The organism is Marinifilum sp., assembly GCF_965230805.1.
Lineage (GTDB): Bacteria > Bacteroidota > Bacteroidia > Bacteroidales > Marinifilaceae > Marinifilum.
The window spans coordinates 1,824,272-1,842,297 of record NZ_OZ246019.1; the positions used below are offsets into that span (position 1 = coordinate 1,824,272).

Annotated in this window: 9 protein-coding genes; 2 read left to right on the forward strand and 7 right to left on the reverse strand. The window is 36.0% G+C overall.

Annotated elements, in window-relative coordinates:
- Positions 1–14 precede the first annotated feature (14 nt).
- A complete protein-coding gene (gene nusA / locus ACO05S_RS07240) occupies positions 15–1,247 on the forward strand; it encodes a transcription termination factor NusA (RefSeq protein ID WP_421920852.1) in 1,233 nt (410 codons plus the stop codon).
- A 68-nt stretch (positions 1,248–1,315) separates the two neighbouring features.
- On the forward strand, positions 1,316–4,390 hold the full coding sequence (gene infB, locus ACO05S_RS07245) for a translation initiation factor IF-2 (protein ID WP_421920853.1): 3,075 nt from the start codon (positions 1,316–1,318) through the stop codon (positions 4,388–4,390).
- A gap of 432 nt (positions 4,391–4,822) precedes the next feature.
- Here infB and gcvH read toward each other — a convergent pair whose 3' ends face one another.
- From gcvH to ACO05S_RS07280, 7 genes are all read right to left on the reverse strand, one after another.
- Positions 4,823–5,197, reverse strand: a complete 375-nt coding sequence (gene gcvH, locus ACO05S_RS07250) for a glycine cleavage system protein GcvH (RefSeq protein WP_421920854.1) — start codon at positions 5,195–5,197, stop codon at positions 4,823–4,825.
- A 196-nt stretch (positions 5,198–5,393) separates the two neighbouring features.
- Positions 5,394–12,941, reverse strand: a complete 7,548-nt coding sequence (gene sprA, locus ACO05S_RS07255) for a cell surface protein SprA (RefSeq protein ID WP_421920855.1) — start codon at positions 12,939–12,941, stop codon at positions 5,394–5,396.
- Between the two features lie 46 nt (positions 12,942–12,987).
- Entirely contained in the window at positions 12,988–13,569 is a 582-nt protein-coding gene (ruvA, locus tag ACO05S_RS07260) for a Holliday junction branch migration protein RuvA (protein ID WP_421920856.1), read from the reverse strand.
- Between the two features lie 143 nt (positions 13,570–13,712).
- Entirely contained in the window at positions 13,713–14,771 is a 1,059-nt protein-coding gene (gene pdxA, locus ACO05S_RS07265) for a 4-hydroxythreonine-4-phosphate dehydrogenase PdxA (RefSeq protein WP_421920857.1), read from the reverse strand.
- A gap of 180 nt (positions 14,772–14,951) precedes the next feature.
- Positions 14,952–16,391, reverse strand: coding sequence for a leucyl aminopeptidase family protein (locus ACO05S_RS07270; RefSeq protein ID WP_421920858.1), 1,440 nt, complete (start codon positions 16,389–16,391; stop codon positions 14,952–14,954).
- 252 nt (positions 16,392–16,643) lie between these two features.
- Positions 16,644–17,018: a hypothetical protein gene (locus ACO05S_RS07275; protein ID WP_421920859.1), complete on the reverse strand. Its 375-nt coding sequence runs from the start codon at positions 17,016–17,018 to the stop codon at positions 16,644–16,646.
- Between the two features lie 3 nt (positions 17,019–17,021).
- Positions 17,022–18,017, reverse strand: a complete 996-nt coding sequence (locus ACO05S_RS07280) for a DUF4837 family protein (protein WP_421920860.1) — start codon at positions 18,015–18,017, stop codon at positions 17,022–17,024.
- Positions 18,018–18,026 lie beyond the last annotated feature (9 nt).

An 18,026-nucleotide genomic window follows, 5' to 3' on the forward strand; every position in this document is an offset into this window, starting at 1 on the left:
AACAGCTGAATAACATGAATCTTATTGAGACTTTTTCAGAATTTAAAGAATTGAAAAACATCGATCGTGCTACCATGATGAGTGTTTTGGAAGATGTATTTAGAAATCTTCTATTAAAGAACTATGGTACCGATGAAAATTTCGACATTATTATCAACCCGGACAAGGGTGACCTTGAAATCTGGAGAAACCGAGAAGTGGTTGAAGATGGAGAAGTAGAAGATGCTAATCTTCAGATCTCACTTACTGAAGCCAAGAAGATTGATGAAGATTATGAACTTGGAGAAGAAGTTACCGACGAGGTAAAGTTCCTTGATTTTGGTAGACGCTCTATCCTAACCTTACGTCAGAATCTATCGGCAAGAATTTTGGAACTTGAAAAGGATAACATTTTTAACAATTATAAAGACAGAATTGGCGAAATTGTAACTGGTGAAGTATACCAAATATGGAAAAAAGAAATTTTGATTTTGGATGATGAAGGAAATGAACTGATCCTTCCTAAAACAGAACAAATTCCTTCTGATTACTTCCGTAAAGGAGAATCAATCAGAGCAGTTGTAGTTCGTGTAGAAGTTAAGAACAACAGCCCGCTTATTATTATTTCAAGAACTTCTCCGGTATTCCTTGAGAGATTATTTGAGCTGGAAGTTCCAGAAATTTTTGATGGATTGATTACCATCAAGAAAATCGTTCGCATACCAGGTGAAAGAGCCAAAGTTGCTGTTGAATCGTATGATGAACGAATTGATCCTGTGGGAGCCTGTGTTGGTATGAAAGGTTCAAGAATTCATGGTATTGTTCGTGAATTAAGAAACGAAAATATCGATGTAATCAACTTCACTGCCAACAAGCAGCTTTATATTACCAGAGCTCTTAACCCTGCAAAAATATCTTCGATCCAAATTAACGAAGAAGATGCTCGTGCAAATGTTTATTTGAATCCTGAAGAAGTATCATTGGCCATTGGTAAAGGTGGTTTAAACATTAAACTGGCAAGCCAATTAACAGGATACGAGATTGATGTATATCGTGAAAAAACAGAGGAAGAAGCTGAGGAAGATGTAAATCTTTCAGAATTTACCGACGAAATCGAAGCTTGGGTTATCGATGAGTTAAAGAAAATTGGTTGTGATACCGCAAGAAGCGTATTAGAGCTTTCAGCTGAGGAACTAGAAAAAAGAACTGACCTTGAAATAGAGACTATTAACGAAATTTTAGATATTTTTAGATCCGAATTTGAATAATCGATTTATACAGGACAGTTGCTCACAAATTATTGAAAACGGCACATTTTAACAGTTAACTTCAAAATATGACAAAAGTCAATAAAAATATAAGACTTAGTAAACTAGCAAGAGAATTTAATGTTGGGATATCTACTATTGTCGATTTTCTGAATAAAAAAGGTATTGAGATTAATTCTAATCCTAATACAAAAGTTTCGGAAGATGCCTATGATATTCTAGCGAAAGAATATAGCTCTGATTTGAATCTTAAAAAAGAATCGGAGAAAGTAAATTTAAAAAGCACCCGAGAGAAAAAAGAAGCTGTATCTATTGAGGCGGAATCAGTAGAAGGTGCTAAAGAGGAAACTGTTGAAAAAATTGTAGAAGAAGCTCCGGCAAAAAATCCTGTTAAGGTTGTTGGTAAAATCGATTTGGACGCATTAAAACCAAAATCAAAACAAGAAAAAACAGAAAGCGAAATTCCTTCAAAATCTGAAGAGAAAGTTGTTTCTGCAGAAGCTTCTAAGGTTGAGGAAAAACCTCAACCCATTAAACACGAAGTAACTGAAAAACCATCAGCGCCGGCTAAGCCTGCAAAGGAAGATCAAACTGTTAAAATGGAAAGCCCTAAAAAAGAGGAACAAGCTCATACTGATAAGGAAGAGCCAAAAGTAGTAGGGAAAATTGATTTGGACTCATTGAACCAGAAAACAAGGCCTACTAAAAAAACAAGAGCGGAGAAAGAGGAAGAGAGAAAGGTCAAGAAAATGTCTGCTCCTCAGCCTCAACCTAAAGCACAACAACCAGGTAAACAAGAACCAGGTAAACAAGAATCGCATAAGACCGAAGCGCTGGAAAAACCTGCAGAAAAAGAAGAGATTTTTAAATCTGCTACAAAAAAACTTTCTGGTCCTACTGTTATCGGAAAAATCGAGTTACCAGTAGAAAAGAAACCTACTCCAAACAAAGAGAAACAAGGCAACCAGCAACGCAGAAAACGCAAAAGAATTAAAAAGGATAGCGAAAAAGTGAATGTTGGCAATCAGCAAGGTCAAGGCAGACAACAAGGTCAAGGCAGACAGCAAGGTCAAGGCAGACAGCAAGGTGGTCAGCAACAAGGTCAAGCCGGACAACAAGCCGGACAACAAGCCGGACAACAAGGTCAGGGGCAGAAAAGACAAGGTGGTCAGCAAGGCCAAAATGCACAAGCTAACAGATTTAAAAAACTAAAGAAGAAAAAAATAGTTAAGAAAGAGGTTAGCGATGAAGATGTACAAAAGCAAATAAAAGATACACTTGCAAGATTAACTTCGAAAGGTGGTAAGTCTAAAGGTTCGAAACACCGTCGTGAGAAGAGAGAGCAAGCAAGTGCTAAACAAGCTGAATTAGCTGAACAGGCAGCAGCAGAAAAGAATGTATTGAAGTTGACTGAGTTCGTTACTGTAAACGAATTGGCAACCATGATGGATGTGCCGGTAACCAACATTATTGCAACTTGTATGGGACTGGGCTTATTCGTATCAATCAACCAGAGATTGGATGCAGAAACCATTGCCATTGTTGCTGATGAATTTGGATACAACGCCGAATTCGTAAGTGTAGAACTTCAAGAATCAATAGAAGAAGAAGAGGACAAAGCAGAAGATTTGCTTGAACGCCCACCGATTGTAACAGTAATGGGTCACGTCGACCACGGTAAGACTTCTTTGTTGGACTACATACGTCATGCCAATGTAATTGCTGGTGAGGCTGGAGGTATTACCCAGCACATTGGTGCATACAATGTATCGTTGGATGACGGAAGAAAGATAACTTTCCTTGATACACCAGGTCACGAAGCCTTTACAGCGATGCGTGCTCGTGGTGCTCAAGTAACCGATATTGCAATCATTATTGTTGCAGCCGATGATAACGTGATGCCACAAACCATCGAGGCCATCAATCACGCAAGTGCGGCAGGTGTACCCATTGTATTTGCCATCAATAAAATTGATAAGCCGGGAGCTGACCCTGAAAGGATTAAAGGCGAATTGGCTAATATGAACTACTTGGTTGAAGACTGGGGTGGTAAATACCAATGTCAGGAAATTTCGGCTAAGAATGGAATCAATATCGAAGACTTACTGGAAAAAGTATTGCTTGAAGCTGAACTATTAGAAGCAAAAGCGAACCCTAATAAACGTGCAGTTGGTTCTGTAATCGAATCATCTCTTGATAAAGGTCGTGGTTACGTTACTACTTTATTGGTACAAGCTGGTACTTTGAAAGTAGGTGATGTGTTACTTGCAGGTAGCTACACGGGGCATGTAAAAGCCATGTTCAACGAACGGGGAAACAAGATAGATTCAGTTGGGCCATCTGAACCAGCATTGATTCTTGGTTTGAACGGTGCTCCTCAAGCAGGTGACAACTTTAACGTAATGGAAAGTGAGAAAGAAGCCCGTGGTATAGCTAACAAGCGTGAACAGCTTCAGCGTGAGCAAGGTCTTCGTACTCAAAAACACATTACTCTTGATGAAATTGGTCGCCGTATTGCTATCGGAAACTTCCAGGAATTAAACGTGATTGTAAAAGGTGATGTGGATGGATCTATCGAGGCACTTTCCGACTCATTGATCAAGCTATCTACTGAAGAGATTCAGGTAAATGTAATTCACAAAGCCGTTGGTCAGATTTCGGAATCGGATGTAATGCTTGCAACAGCATCTAATGCAATTATTGTAGGTTTCCAAGTACGTCCATCGGTAGGTGCACGTAGATTGGCTGAGAAAGAAGAAATCGACATCCGTCTGTACTCTATTATCTACGATGCAATTGAAGAGTTGAAATCAGCAATGGAAGGTATGCTGTCTCCTGAAATCAAGGAAGAGATTGTGGCTACTGTTGAAGTTCTTGAAACCTTCAAAATTTCCAAAGTTGGTACAATTGCCGGATGTATTGTTCGTGAAGGTAAAATCAAGCGTAGCTCTCAAATCCGCTTAATCCGTGATGGTATTGTAATCTACACAGGTGAACTTGGTTCGTTGAAACGATTCAAAGATGATGCGAAGGAAGTTGTGAAAGGATACGAGTGTGGGTTAAATATCGACAAATACAACGATATCAAAGTTGGTGATATGGTAGAAGCATTTGAAGAAACAGAAGTGAAAAAGAAATTGTAATACACAAACTCTAATATATTTGAAAAGCAGTCCAAACAGGCTGCTTTTTTTATCAATACCCCTAATAACTTGAAGAATGGGAAGTTAAGACCTGAGGGCTCATTCAAGATGAAGCTCTCCATAGCAAAACCTTGATGCCCTCTATCTTTGCAATTGTTAGGCATGAATAAGAGTATAAATAACGTGAGCTCGACGTAAAATTCTATCCACAGAAAGTTATATTTGCGATAGATTTGCATTAAAAATTTGGAAAGAATAGCGGGCTATTCTACTCAAAATCAGATCAAACTGTGAACGAATTTTAAGTCGAACTCACGTTAAATATCAATCATTATAATCCGTAATTGGCATTATGCCAGTAGAGATTTGAGCTACAAACAAAAAAACCCTCACACCGGTAGTGCGAGGGTTTCATAATATTTTCAGAATAACTTATAATAATTCTTTGTAAGCTTCAGCAGTAAGTAATTCTTCAAGCTCGTCTTCAGCATCCAATTTAATTTTAACAATCCAACCTTCGCCATAAGGATCCGAGTTGATTAGATCCGGAGCATCTTCCAACTTCTCGTTGAACTCCAAAACTTCACCACCAATAGGCATAAACAAGTCAGAAACTGTTTTTACAGCTTCGATTGTTCCAAATACTTCTTCCTTATCTAATTCTTCGCCTTCAGTTTCAACTTCAACAAAAACAATGTCTCCTAGTTCTCCTTGAGCGAAATCAGTAACACCAATAAAAGCTTTCTCACCTTCTACACGAACCCATTCGTGATCTTTTGTGTACTTTAAATTTTCTGGTACATTCATGATAGTATGTTGTTTTAAAAGAGGTTTATAAACAGACCCAAATTTACAGTTTTTTTTCAATAATAAAATAGTAATTGTGGAAATGTAGTAATGCGTTAATGCGATGTTTTTATGAAGTTTTAGCTCTCAAAAAAATTGATCCCGCTACTTGTTTTGCTCCTTCTCATTAGACAACAATCAAAACAAATTGACTAACTTAATTTGCCAGTGTAAACCTAACACTTGCACCGAATTCTGTTGTTGTAGTTGGATAAGAAAGTGATATATATGGCGTATTAACAATTCTATCATAATACAAACGCAAGTTAAAACGGTTACTTAAGACATAGTCTGCACTAAACTTTAATGTTACCACCTTTTGTCCCGAGGTTAATTGATCTACCTCATCAACAATTTTACGGATGATGGTACTATTTTTTCTAACTGATAAATCGGCACGTAAATTCAGATCAGAATTGTATTTCTTTTGGCGTGAACCCGAACCAACAATCATTCCAAAATTATCAAAGCGATATCCCATTCCAAAAATCATTTCATCCGATGCGACTTCGGTAAGCTGCGTATTCGAAAGGCTCAATATTAAATTTCGTGTACGCTTGATTTCAAAACTAGTTGAGAAATTGTTCTTCCAAATCATATCCACATTAATCAAAGGATTAAATTGTTCATTAATCGATATCGAATTGACATCGTACAAGTTGTAAAAATTACCAGTAATCTTATTTATTTCAAGAAATCCATCTTCATCCACCTCTGCAAATAAATTGCTTGTATAGGAACCAACATTATAAGATGATGTGTATCTATGATTCAAGTTAATGGATCTGAAATAACGCCTTATAAATGGAATTTTAGACAAGCCTTCGAAGGACACGCCCCAGTTTGGTTTCATTTTAGCAATTCCCGGAAACAATTTATTGAATCCACTCCCTACATTTCCATATGCTTTAAGGAAAGCAGGAACCAAAACTTCCTGAGAAGTTGCAGTAAACCCATTGTAATATCCTGTTCCTTCATCATTAGCATTCATAATTTCTTCGTCCTGATAAGATGTACCATAACGTTGCTGAGCTAATCTTAATGATTCAGCTTTGCGATTTTCCAAAAATTTGTTGAAATACTCCGACGAATAATTACCAGTATTACCAATGGCAAAAAATGCTGATTTTAAACTTAAGAAACTCATGCTAAAGTTTCCTGATTTAACAAGGTTCTCATTGTCAAACCCACCATCTTCATTATTGTAAATATAGTATTCACTTCGGTTTCTTGAATAGTTACGATTGGCATTTAAATCTATTTTTAGCCCCTTAACAGGTTCAATGGTACTTCGAATGGATAAGTTCTGAGTATGACTCATCACATAAGGGTCATTCATTGTTGGATCGGTTGTAATCCAACCTTTTTCTGCTGCCTTGCGTGCAAAGTTGATATCCTGGCCACCCGTTAAAAATCTGAATCCCGGAGCTTTGCTACCATTGAATGATTCTCCACCAAAGTAATTGGTTTGTGGCAAATATCCCGGTAAAGTGGTTGAGTTGATTTCAGAATAATTGATACTTATATTTCTCACGCTCATCAATGTCCTCAAAAAATTCTCACCAATTACAGTAAGTACATTATCCCTTTCGCTAAGCTTACCTGTAACCCGAACTCTTACATCTTTCACATTACGCGATGCTGTTATTTTTGCACGATTGCCTGTAACCGGTTTTACTTTTATTTTTATTTCTTTTCCTTGCTTATCGTATGCTTTAATGGCTATATCCTCGGTCATTAGCTTGTGATAAATGGAAAGGGGCTCGCCTGCTTTTAATTCGTCCACTCCTCCCTCATAATTGACCTTCTTATAAGATTTTGTTTTTTTCTTATACTTTCGGTTTGAATTATATTTCCTGTTTATTTTCTTCAATATGCCAAGTTTGTTATACAAACTCACCATTTTTAGCTGACCATTCAACTGAATGTTATTTGAGTTACGTATGGTATTTCCCAACACAATTGTATCGGCCGTAATTGCACCTGCATTCCAATCGTAAGAACCAGAATAACGTGCATTTAAAGATGTCCAATTGAACAATGGAATTTTATTAATTGGCACATTATAAGTAACATTAAACTTATGGTGATACTTAATATTTCTCCCCCCATCCATAATGTTATTCCAGATCGAATCTTTCCAAACATCATAAGCTTCCCTATCTCTGTGCTTATCTACTAATCCTTCTGGCTCATCGATACGAGAAGTGTTGGTAGCAGAGAAATCGAACTTTAATCCTTTGGTAAGATTGTATTTCAAATCGTAATATCTATACCAAATAAAGTCCTTGTCATATGATGGATCAATTTTTAATCTTGGTTCATTAATATTTCGTTTTTGAATTTCACGATAGTAACGCTGAATATCTGATCTAAAAGACAGCTGTGTAGGCAAATAATAGAAATTGAATTGCTTTAACAATCTAAAAGTCGGTTTTTGAAATGCTTTTACTTTTTTGAACGGCTCTACAAGTTTAGGACGTTCGGTATAATTGTAACTAAGTACCCCTCTATAATTTTTTTCTACATCACGCACTGTATTCACATCACGAGAATAGGTTTCGTTAAAAGAATAAGTTAATGCCAGATTAGAAACATCCAATAGCTTTGATTTTCCTTCTTTTTTTTCAATTCTAACATTGGTTAAATTGAAACTTTTTCGCTTTGTATATTCTTGCGACATATGTTTGATCGAATCTCTTTCCGCTTTAGAATCCGCATTGTCCAAAGCAACATCTAAAGGAATATCCGGATCCAAGGGATTGTATTCCGGACTTACCGTTTCCTCAGATATTGCATAATACATTGGAATTCTAACTCCTGATTTTTCGGGGAAGAACTTCCCTAACTCCAAACTTGCTGATAAATCATACTGGAAAATATCTGTATTATAACGTTCATTTACCCCATCTTCAATCCCACCAAAACCGGATGTTATTTGACTTCCTGCCCAGGTTACAGTACCCAAATCCGCCAACTTTGTTGTTACTCTTAAATTTGCAGCCCAACCACCGTCCTCATCAAAATCGGTTAAGCGCAATTCATTCATCCATACTTCTACCGACTTTGGTAAATTATCATCAATTCCTGTAAGGTCTTCCAATGGATTTTTTATTCCAATCATTATGGTACGAATATTGGCCAAATTGGGGTTACCTTTTATTCGAAGCCTATGACCTTCCTTAATTGGATCATTATCATTTGAAATATCATTTACATTAACTTCATAAACAGTCAAATAATCAACTGTAGATCCCACAGCTCTCATGGCATCATTCCGCAACTGCTTAATGGTTTGGAACAATCTTAATTTAAAATCAAATCTATTTTCATCAGGCCAAACCGCTAACCTATCATTTTCATTTTCCCCATTGTATAATCCCGGAGGAGTTAATTTTAATGGGATTTCATATTCGTAATAGTTATCCTGATAATCCGACCCTAAGCGAATAAAGGCCGTCAATTCATTATTGTTTAATGGCAACCCATCAATCTCTTCGGCATGAACATCCATTTTAAGTTTACCGTACTTGCGAACATCCATATTCAAAGTTTTGTAAGCTCCTTTTCCTTTGCCATTTTCCAGGTCAGTAACTTTTAATAAAATTGCCTGTTCATTCAATTGGATTAATTGTGGGTTACTTGGGTCAACTACCCTATCAATACCAGGAGGTAAAACATAGTTAACTGGTTCTTTTGATGCATTTTCTTCAATATTAATTGCATTTATATCAAATCTTGCATCCGAAACATCAGCATCATTCTCATCTTCGTTTAGTGCTTGTTCATATTTTCTCCAATCATCGCGCACCAAGTCAAGTGTTGCAAATCGAAGGATAACATCTTCATCAAAATTTTTCATGAACATTCTCATAAATCGAATAGAAGTAAAATCTGATATGTTACCCAATTGCTGTTCGAACTCATTCACAGGAATTTTAAATTGATACCAATTCACAGTTCCCTCTGTTCCATTAGCCAAATCTACATTACTTGTAATTTTATCGGTAATAAAATTATTACCAATTTCCATCTCCGAAGGCGTTAAATGCACTCGGTATTGATAATATGCTTCGGTTTCATTCAAAGTATTATCATGATTGATATCCTCAACATCAGGTAAAGTTGTAGCCGATGTTGGATAAGATTCGGATGATAATTCAGAGGTTGGTGAGTTACCTTCAGGCCCATTAAACCTTTTATATCGTTCTAACACACCAAGCTCATCTGCATCGTAATCGCTGCCCCTGAAATAATGATAATCATCACTCGATGGGTCGTTAATTGCATTCACATATGCCCCTGAACCTACTCCTAAATTAGCCGATAAGCCAATGGCCTGAATATAATCATCAAAATAGGTCAACTCATCATCAGTACTTAAACCATCCAAACCAACATCCTGATATCTTCTAGACTCCGTATTGTTATCGAAAGCATTCACCAAGGATTGAACCAGTGGAACACGTCCCCAAACAGTTGTATCAACTAATGTCACATCCTCATCAGTTGGCAATCCATTTTCGAATGATTTTCTTGAATCTCGAAGAATATCCTCTGATACATTACCAAGATTAAAATACAGATCTCCTCCTTTATGATCCTGATCATACACAAAAGGATCCATCATCCAAAATTCAATGTATGCAATATTTGCTGCTTCAAAATCATTTGTTTCTATCCTTCTCATGATCCCTCCCCATCTACTTTCGGGAACTTCAAGTGTACCATCTGGATTCATCCCCTGAGAAATTCCAGCACGACCATCTACATCGTAGTTATATGGTCCTTTTTCATCAGGGTAATAGGCAAGGTTTAATACCGAAATATTTGTAGGAACACCTGAGGCTCTTTCCTTATTGGGCCAGATTTCCTCTTCAAATATTTCACGAACAAAGTGATTTGATTGCTGTTCCTTATCGCCCTTAATATGCCCTGGAGTAGCAGAATTATTGCGCAAAAACAAAGGATCAATTACATACCAAGCCAGTTTTGCACGGTTAAAACCGTAGGCTAAATCCTCATTTAAATTCCCTTCGGGGAAAAGTTCATCATTGTTTTGCGGAGTACTGGCTAAAACCCATGAACTTAAACTCTTCATGTCAATTGAAGTTTCAGTTCCTTCAAAATCATCGATATAAGCTGTCCCCGAATTACCAATGCCATTATTATGGCCTGGCATTAATTGAGCAAACTCACCTTCAACAGAAATTTTCGAAGGTTCTTTGGTTTCGATAAATGGCAATTTATCAATCATCCTGGTTAAGAACATCGATTCAGTTTGGTAGCTACCATTAAAACCCCATATGGTATTTGCAATCGGTTCATCACCAATATTCACTTTCTGTGTTAAGGGCTGTTCTGACAAATGCATTACCGTTGCGCCCAAATTAAAATCATCATTAACCTGATAATCCATCTGAACACCCAGAAGTGTTTTGGTTTGAATATTAAATAATGAATTGTTCTCAGATTCGATACTAATCGGAGTATTCGCTTCCAATAAACTTTGGTTGATGATCTTCACACGCCCCAAAGTATAATCAACTGTATAATCAATATTCTCAACCAATTCTCTACCTCCAGCCTTTACTCGAACAGATCCAGGTTGAACATTTAGAGCATTTAAGGAAATTTCGGAACTTTTTGATGATTTATAGCTACCCTTTAAAGAAAACTTATTCTTCTCGGCAATCTGCTGAGCTTCGTTCTGTGTTAACTGATACAATTCCTCAAAAACATATCGTTTGGCAATCTGTTCACTACCAATTTGTTCCTTTAAGTAGGAACCAAATGGCTCGATTGCTGGAAATATAATTCGGCCGTTATTACTGTTAATGGTCACCCCTTCGATAAAATCAAACATTCCATCGGCACCTGGATCCAATTGAGAGTTTAATGCATCCAGATTTAATAGTTTAAGCAGAATTTCATTTTTTTCTTGATTAGCTCCGTCTTGCTGCACTTGAATATAGTTTATCTTTGAACCAGCCTGATCATCCTGATACAGGATATTTAAAACAAAATCATCTTGGTTTACCTGGAATGCTCCAATGTTATAAATGTTTTTCATCATCAAAGTCCAGGTAGGCATTTTAGGACTCAGATTGGTTCCTTTTAAAAGTTTCATTACCAAGGATTGAGGTGCACTAACTCCATCAGAGGTAAATTCACCCACCCTGTGCACTTCGCCTCGGTAAGTATACTCATAAGCCACTGCAAGCACTTCATCAGCATTCAATGACTGATTTAAGGAGATATAACCCAATTTTTCGTTTACCGTATATTCAGAATCTGATAGCTTACGTGCATTTTCAATTTTCTCATAATCATTACCACTAACAAAGCCAGGAGCCAAAGGAGATAAGGTTCCTGTCACCTGATTGATATCCCGGATGCCAGAATAGTTATTGGTCATTTGATCGTAAACATCATTCCGATTATTGTCCGGCAGATTTCCCGGATCTGTTTGCGAAAACAAGTCTGTATTAAAAATATTTCCGGCACTTTCTCCAATATCTACAAAGGCTACTATATTTCTTGAATCCTGAAAATTAGACGTTTTATTGGTTACCCATATCTCTACTTTATTAATTGAAACTGCAGAATTAATAACTGGTAAATTACGAAGAGCTTCATCGTAATGATCATAGAAATATTTGGAAAGGAAAAAATGTCGATTGGCCTCATATTGATCTACGGATAGTTCAAACTCATTCTTCTGAGCTCCATTTTCCATCTCTATAACCGATGTTTCCCCTTTTTGTTGCGAAAATACCGATGTTATCGATAGTTTTCCAAATTGCATTTGCGTTTTTACACCAAATAAATTCTGTCCGCCAGTAATCAGAGTATTGGAAATTGGCATAGAAACATTACCTGCCTCTACTTTTTTAATAATTTCATCTTCATCTCCAGTATATTCCAAACGCATTTGGTTTTCAAAATCGAAAGTAGCTTCGGTGTTGTAATTCACATCCATCTTCAACTTTTCACCTACAGTACCTGTAACGTTCATCTGTATTTTTTCATCGAAATCGAAACTAGTCGTTTTTCTTAAATTTTCAGGTAATGTTGGGTTCTCAACTTTAGTTGTGTTAATGCCAAATGTAAGCTCGGCGGATCCTTGAGGTTTTATTTTAATCGTATTGCTTCCAAATATCTTATCAATAAACTGTCCACCAAAATTAATATCAGGCACCAACTCATTGGTTCCTCCAACACCTTCGTTTCGACTTCTTTGCATCCAGTAATCACGAATCGTATTTTCTGCAACAAACTGCTCATATTCTCTTGCAGCCATTGCAGTAGCACGACGATAATTCATATTACCAATGGTTTTTACCAGAATATAATTACCCGTTTCCGCATCGTATCTAATTGTAGTTTGAATATTCTTCGGATCTTTTAAATACAGAGGTGATTTTTGCTTAGATCCAAACTCAACATTGTCATTCTCATCGTCGAAGGGATATGGTAGGGAATCATTTTTTGCATTCGGATTATCTTTAATAAATGGAGATCTTGGGTTGATGATCCTTTGATTTTTATTCCTTGAACGTAGAGTAGTAGTATCCTGTTGTTGAATTTCTCCAAATTGTAAATCAATCCTATGTGCAAGAGCATTAGCAAATTGATTTCCCTTTAATACAAAACAAAATATAACAATACAGAGACTTAGTGTATATTTAGATAGTTTTTTCAATTAAGCTTATTTTCCTTAAGGTTAGAAAAGCAATTACGTTCTTCGTTTACAATTGTTTCAGTGCTAATTTTATTATTTCTTCAACACTTGATGATGGATGAGCATTATATATTTTATCAACTACCTTATAAGCTGCATTTTTCGCAAAACCTAGCATCACTAAAGCTGATAACGCTTCTTCTTTGTTGGTATTGTCTTGAGGAAGCGATATTTCCAGAATTTCGGATTCTTTTCCAAGCTTATCTTTTAGTTCAATGATAATTCTTTGAGCTGATTTGGCACCTATTCCTTTTACTCCTTGCAAAGTTTTTACATTATTAGATAAAATAGCAGTTTGAATTTCAACAGGGTTTAATGATGATAGCATTACTCTTGCTGTGTTAACTCCTACTCCTGAAACTGAAATTAAATGACGGAAAATCTCTCTCTCTCCATGATCAATAAATCCATAAAGAATATGTGCATCTTCACGCACTACCTGATGCAGTAGCAATTGGACAGATTTATGACCTGATAAGTGTGTATATGTATTTAATGAGATATGAATAAAATATCCAATCCCATTGTTTTCTATAATAGCGGAAGTTGGTGTTAAATCAGTGAGTTCACCTTTAATGTACTCAAACATAAATTATGAATTAGATTAATCTGGAATTTTAGGATTTTAAAATATGCAAATTTATGCAATTTTAATAATGAAATATTGGCTTTTAACAAAAAAAGAAAGAGCGATTAACATTTAACCGCTCCTATTATCATTTTGTTAAGAATTTATTGCGTGTTTTTCACATTTTCGGCAGGTTTAAGCGGATTCTTATTTATCTGCTTATAAATGCTTCTGTTTTTGAAAACATCCAATGCCAAATAAAGAGCTTCTCGGAACGAGCTTTCTGAGGCTACTTTTGTTCCAGCAATGGAATAGGCTGTTCCATGAGCTGGTGAAGTTCTTATGCCTGAAAGGCCTGCTGTAAAATTCACACCCGAATCGAAAGCCAAAGCTTTAAAAGGTGCTAAGCCTTGATCGTGGTACATGGCTAAAATAGCATCAAATTTTGTGTAGTCATCCGAACCAAAGAAACCATCAGCCGAAAAAGGTCCCAAAGCCATTATGCTCTTTTCGCGTGCTTCGTTCAATGAAGGTATAAGAATATCCTGCTCTTCAGTTCCAATCAAACCATCATCTCCTGCATGAGGGTTCAAACTTAAAACAGCGATCTTAGGACATTGTATTCCAAAATCCTTTATCAATGACATGTTTAAGATTTCAAGTTTTTCCAGAATAGCTTCTTTGGTAATTTTTTCGGGTACTTTTGAAATTGGAACATGCCCTGCAACTACTCCCACTCTAAGTTTGTTACTTACCAAAAGCATTAATGATTTTCCCGATTCTAATTTAGCTTCAAGATACTCTGTATGTCCGGGAAACTCAAAATCTTTCGATTGGATATTTTTCTTATTAATTGGAGCAGTTAATAAAACATCAATAGCTCCTTTCTTCAAATCAGAAACAGCTGATTCCAAAGCCTGAAAAGCAGATACTCCCGCAGCATTGGTAGACTTTCCTAATTCAACTTTTATATTTTCGTCGACACAATTGATAATATTTGCTCGTTTAGGATGAGCTTCATGAGCCTCCTTTATATTATTCAAACTAAAATTATCGATATTTAATGCTTTCCGATGATAAGCTGCAACCTTTGGGGATCCGTATATAATTGGAGTACAAAGCTCAAACAATCTATTATCCATTAGCGTTTTAATAATTACTTCGTAACCTATTCCATTAATATCACCGTGAGTTATTCCGACCTTTATTCTGGTATTCTTCATAAGTTTAAGGTATTTAGTTTAGTGCGAAACGATTGTACAAAACAAAATTAATTCACTCCAAACAGAATTTAGAACCTATCAGTTCTTTTTGGCAAGATATTGCAATTCAAATATTAGCTTTACTTGCGTCTACAAAAATAGAAAGAATCCTTTAATCCCTGCTATCTTTTCAACTATTCCTTATGACTGATAGTTTTTAACAAAATCGTATATTAGACGAACACCAACTCCTGTACCTCCTTTCCCTCGATAGCTGTCGGATGCTCCTAAAAAAGCTGGCCCGGCTATATCGATGTGAACCCAAGGATAATCAGTAAAATGCTCAAGAAACTTACCTGCAGTAATAGCACCTCCATCACGACCCCCTATATTTTTCAAATCAGCAATATCTGATTTTATTAAGTCTCCATATTCCTCCCAAAATGGAAATTCAACTAATCGCTCATACGTCATATCCCCGGATCTTTTCAATTGCGACATTTTAGTTTCACTCTGTTCGTTCCCCATAGCCACCAAACCATATTTTCCAATTGCAACGGCTGCTGCCCCAGTAAGTGTCGCTAAATCAACAACAAATTCCGGATTATACTGTTTCGCATAACTCAAAGCATCTGCAAGAATCAGTCGTCCTTCAGCATCTGTATTTAAAACCTCCACATACATACCATTATACATTTTAATAATATCGCCAGGAACATAAGCGTTGCCCCCTGGTCGATTATCAGTTGCAGGTATTAAGCCAATTACATGCACGGGAAGTTTAGCTTTAGCGATTGCATACAATGCTCCTACTACGGATGCAGCTCCACCCATATCCGACTTCATTAAATCCATGCTATCTTTCGTAGGTTTTAAACTTAACCCTCCTGTATCATACACAATTCCCTTACCAACAAAGATTAATGGCTTTGTATTTTTTGCATTTTCAGGCTTCCACTCTAAAATCGAAAAAGTAGGTTCATCTATACTTCCCTTATTCACAGCTAAAAGTCCACCCATCTTCAGACTTTGAATCTTAGCTTTTTCAAAAACTTCAACACAAAAACCAGATTCTACAGCCAAGTTCTTAATTTCAACACCCAACTGTTGGGCTGTAAGATAACTTAACGGTTCATTTACCAAATTTCGAGCATGTTTTACACCTTCACATACTGCTTGTAGTTCTTCAATATTGTTAGAGTCCAAAACTTCACTTTGAACCTGTATCTCCTTTAAGTGATGCTGAACCTTAACCGAATCCTTTAGGTATTTTATAAACTGATAATTACTTAATGACAATCCTTCTAACAATGGTAAAACCATCTCCTTTTTTAGAGTTAAATCCACCACCACAAGTTCAGCTATTTTGCTCTCTTGAACTTTGCTATGCAAAGAACTACCTGTAATTCTCATTTTTTCATAATCCTTATGATTAGGTTCGTCATTCGAATTTACATGCACAAACACCTTTCTCCCATATTGATTGATCTCTATTAACGAATCCTCATTTTTAATTTGATCAGTAATAAATAGAAGTTCCATTTCGCTTAAGGGAAGGCTTTTGTAATTATATTTGTTGGTCAGGTAGACTACATTTTTTGAATCTACTGAAGTATTTGCAGTAAGTAAACTGATTTTCATTTGAGTATATTTTTTTAATTTATCCACTTGTTAAAACATACATGTCCAGACTAAAGTAAAAGTAGTAAAAATCTTTTCGTGGCTTCAAATCTTCAAAAAGAAAAACCGTAGCTTTTTACCACGGTTTAATTTGTTTATTTTTTTCCATTTGCCAGATGGAAGTCGCAAGATGAAAATAATCATTATCGAGTGTATAATAATTATTTTAATTTCGCTCGTTTCATTCTATAATTTTACGTTAGAATCGCGTTTTTAATCTGAATTCTCTTTAAAGTAATTTCGAATTAGAACTTTTTTTAGTTCCCTCAGAATTACTAGTTCTGCCAATAAATCTGATTTGGGAACATCAGGATATTGAGCTTCTGCATTCATCAATTGCTTTTCGCTTAAATCAATTTGATACAGCAATAAAATCAGCCTGTGGTAATCGCGATCCAGAAGCCATACTAAATGCTCTTTTAATTGTAAAAAAAGTTCATCATAAGCATAATCAAAATTTCCCGAAAACTGCACCTCTAAGCCAAACTGAGCAAAGTCCTTCTCAATCTGTGCAACAACCTGTCGTATAATTTCTTCACGACCACGATAAGGCTCTATGCTTAAATTGGTAAAATCGGGTAAACTCATTGATTATTTATTCAAATTTTCGTGGGAGTACATAATCGCTTCCAACTCCCTTAACATCTCACGCTTATTGTTATTTGGGTAGTATACATAGGAATCCATACAAATTACTCTATTGTTCTTTTCATCAAGATAGGTAATACTTACAAATGGACCTCCCATAAAGTCATTTTCTACTTTCCAAAGGCCACGTGTTTCAATAGCATAGTTACCATTAAAATCAAATTGTCGAGACAAAATCGGATAAAGGCTTTCTGTGCCCATATAACTTCCATCTGTTGGACCCGGCACATACTTTTTTAATAAATCATTTCTTCTTTTAATGATTTTATCTTTTGAGAACATATCTTCCGAAAGATATTCATATGAATAAATAAACATTCCTTGACTCGTTGTTGGCGTTTCATTACTTATCCAAAGAAAATCTGCTTCGTCTTTATTGATTTTATAACCTGCTGGAAAGGAAAGAGTAAACTGATATTTTGATTTTACTTTCTCAAAAATTTCCTGAACAACACTTCTTTTAAATGTTTTAATCTTTCTATTTCTTTCTCCAAGCAGAAAGTAAGCAACAATTTTATTCCTATTCTTCAATAATAACTGAATCATTGCCTGATTGTCCTTTGCTTCTAATTTCATAAAAGATTGGGTCTTTGCATAAAGCTCATCTTTTACTGCAAGATTATTCTTTTCAATTTCGGCAGATACCCTAAGATCTAAAATACTCCGATGCGTTTTAAACATACTGCCAAATCCGTTATGTGAAAGATGTATAATATCCATAACTGGCTCTTCCTGCGGTAAACCCAATTGTGTATCGTTAAGAATAGACTTTAAAGTATCACCAACAGCACTCTCCCAAAGCGCATCGTTAATCAAAACCAAAACTTCACCGGAACCACCAGTAACTACAGGCCTTAAGCCTTTTGTAGTCTTCTTACATGACGCTGCAATTAGAATAACAAATGCACAAAGAAGTGTTATATTTATAATTCTTTTCATAATTAGATG

Coding starts and splice junctions, on each gene's coding strand:
- ACO05S_RS07275 (WP_421920859.1), bottom strand. CDS start 17,018: ATGAGTTTACCCGATTTTACCAATTTAAGCATAGAGCCTTATCGTGGT.
- gcvH (WP_421920854.1), bottom strand. CDS start 5,197: ATGAATGTACCAGAAAATTTAAAGTACACAAAAGATCACGAATGGGTT.
- infB (WP_421920853.1), top strand. CDS start 1,316: ATGACAAAAGTCAATAAAAATATAAGACTTAGTAAACTAGCAAGAGAA.
- ACO05S_RS07280 (WP_421920860.1), bottom strand. CDS start 18,017: ATGAAAAGAATTATAAATATAACACTTCTTTGTGCATTTGTTATTCTA.
- ACO05S_RS07270 (WP_421920858.1), bottom strand. CDS start 16,391: ATGAAAATCAGTTTACTTACTGCAAATACTTCAGTAGATTCAAAAAAT.
- nusA (WP_421920852.1), top strand. CDS start 15: ATGAATCTTATTGAGACTTTTTCAGAATTTAAAGAATTGAAAAACATC.
- ruvA (WP_421920856.1), bottom strand. CDS start 13,569: ATGTTTGAGTACATTAAAGGTGAACTCACTGATTTAACACCAACTTCC.
- pdxA (WP_421920857.1), bottom strand. CDS start 14,771: ATGAAGAATACCAGAATAAAGGTCGGAATAACTCACGGTGATATTAAT.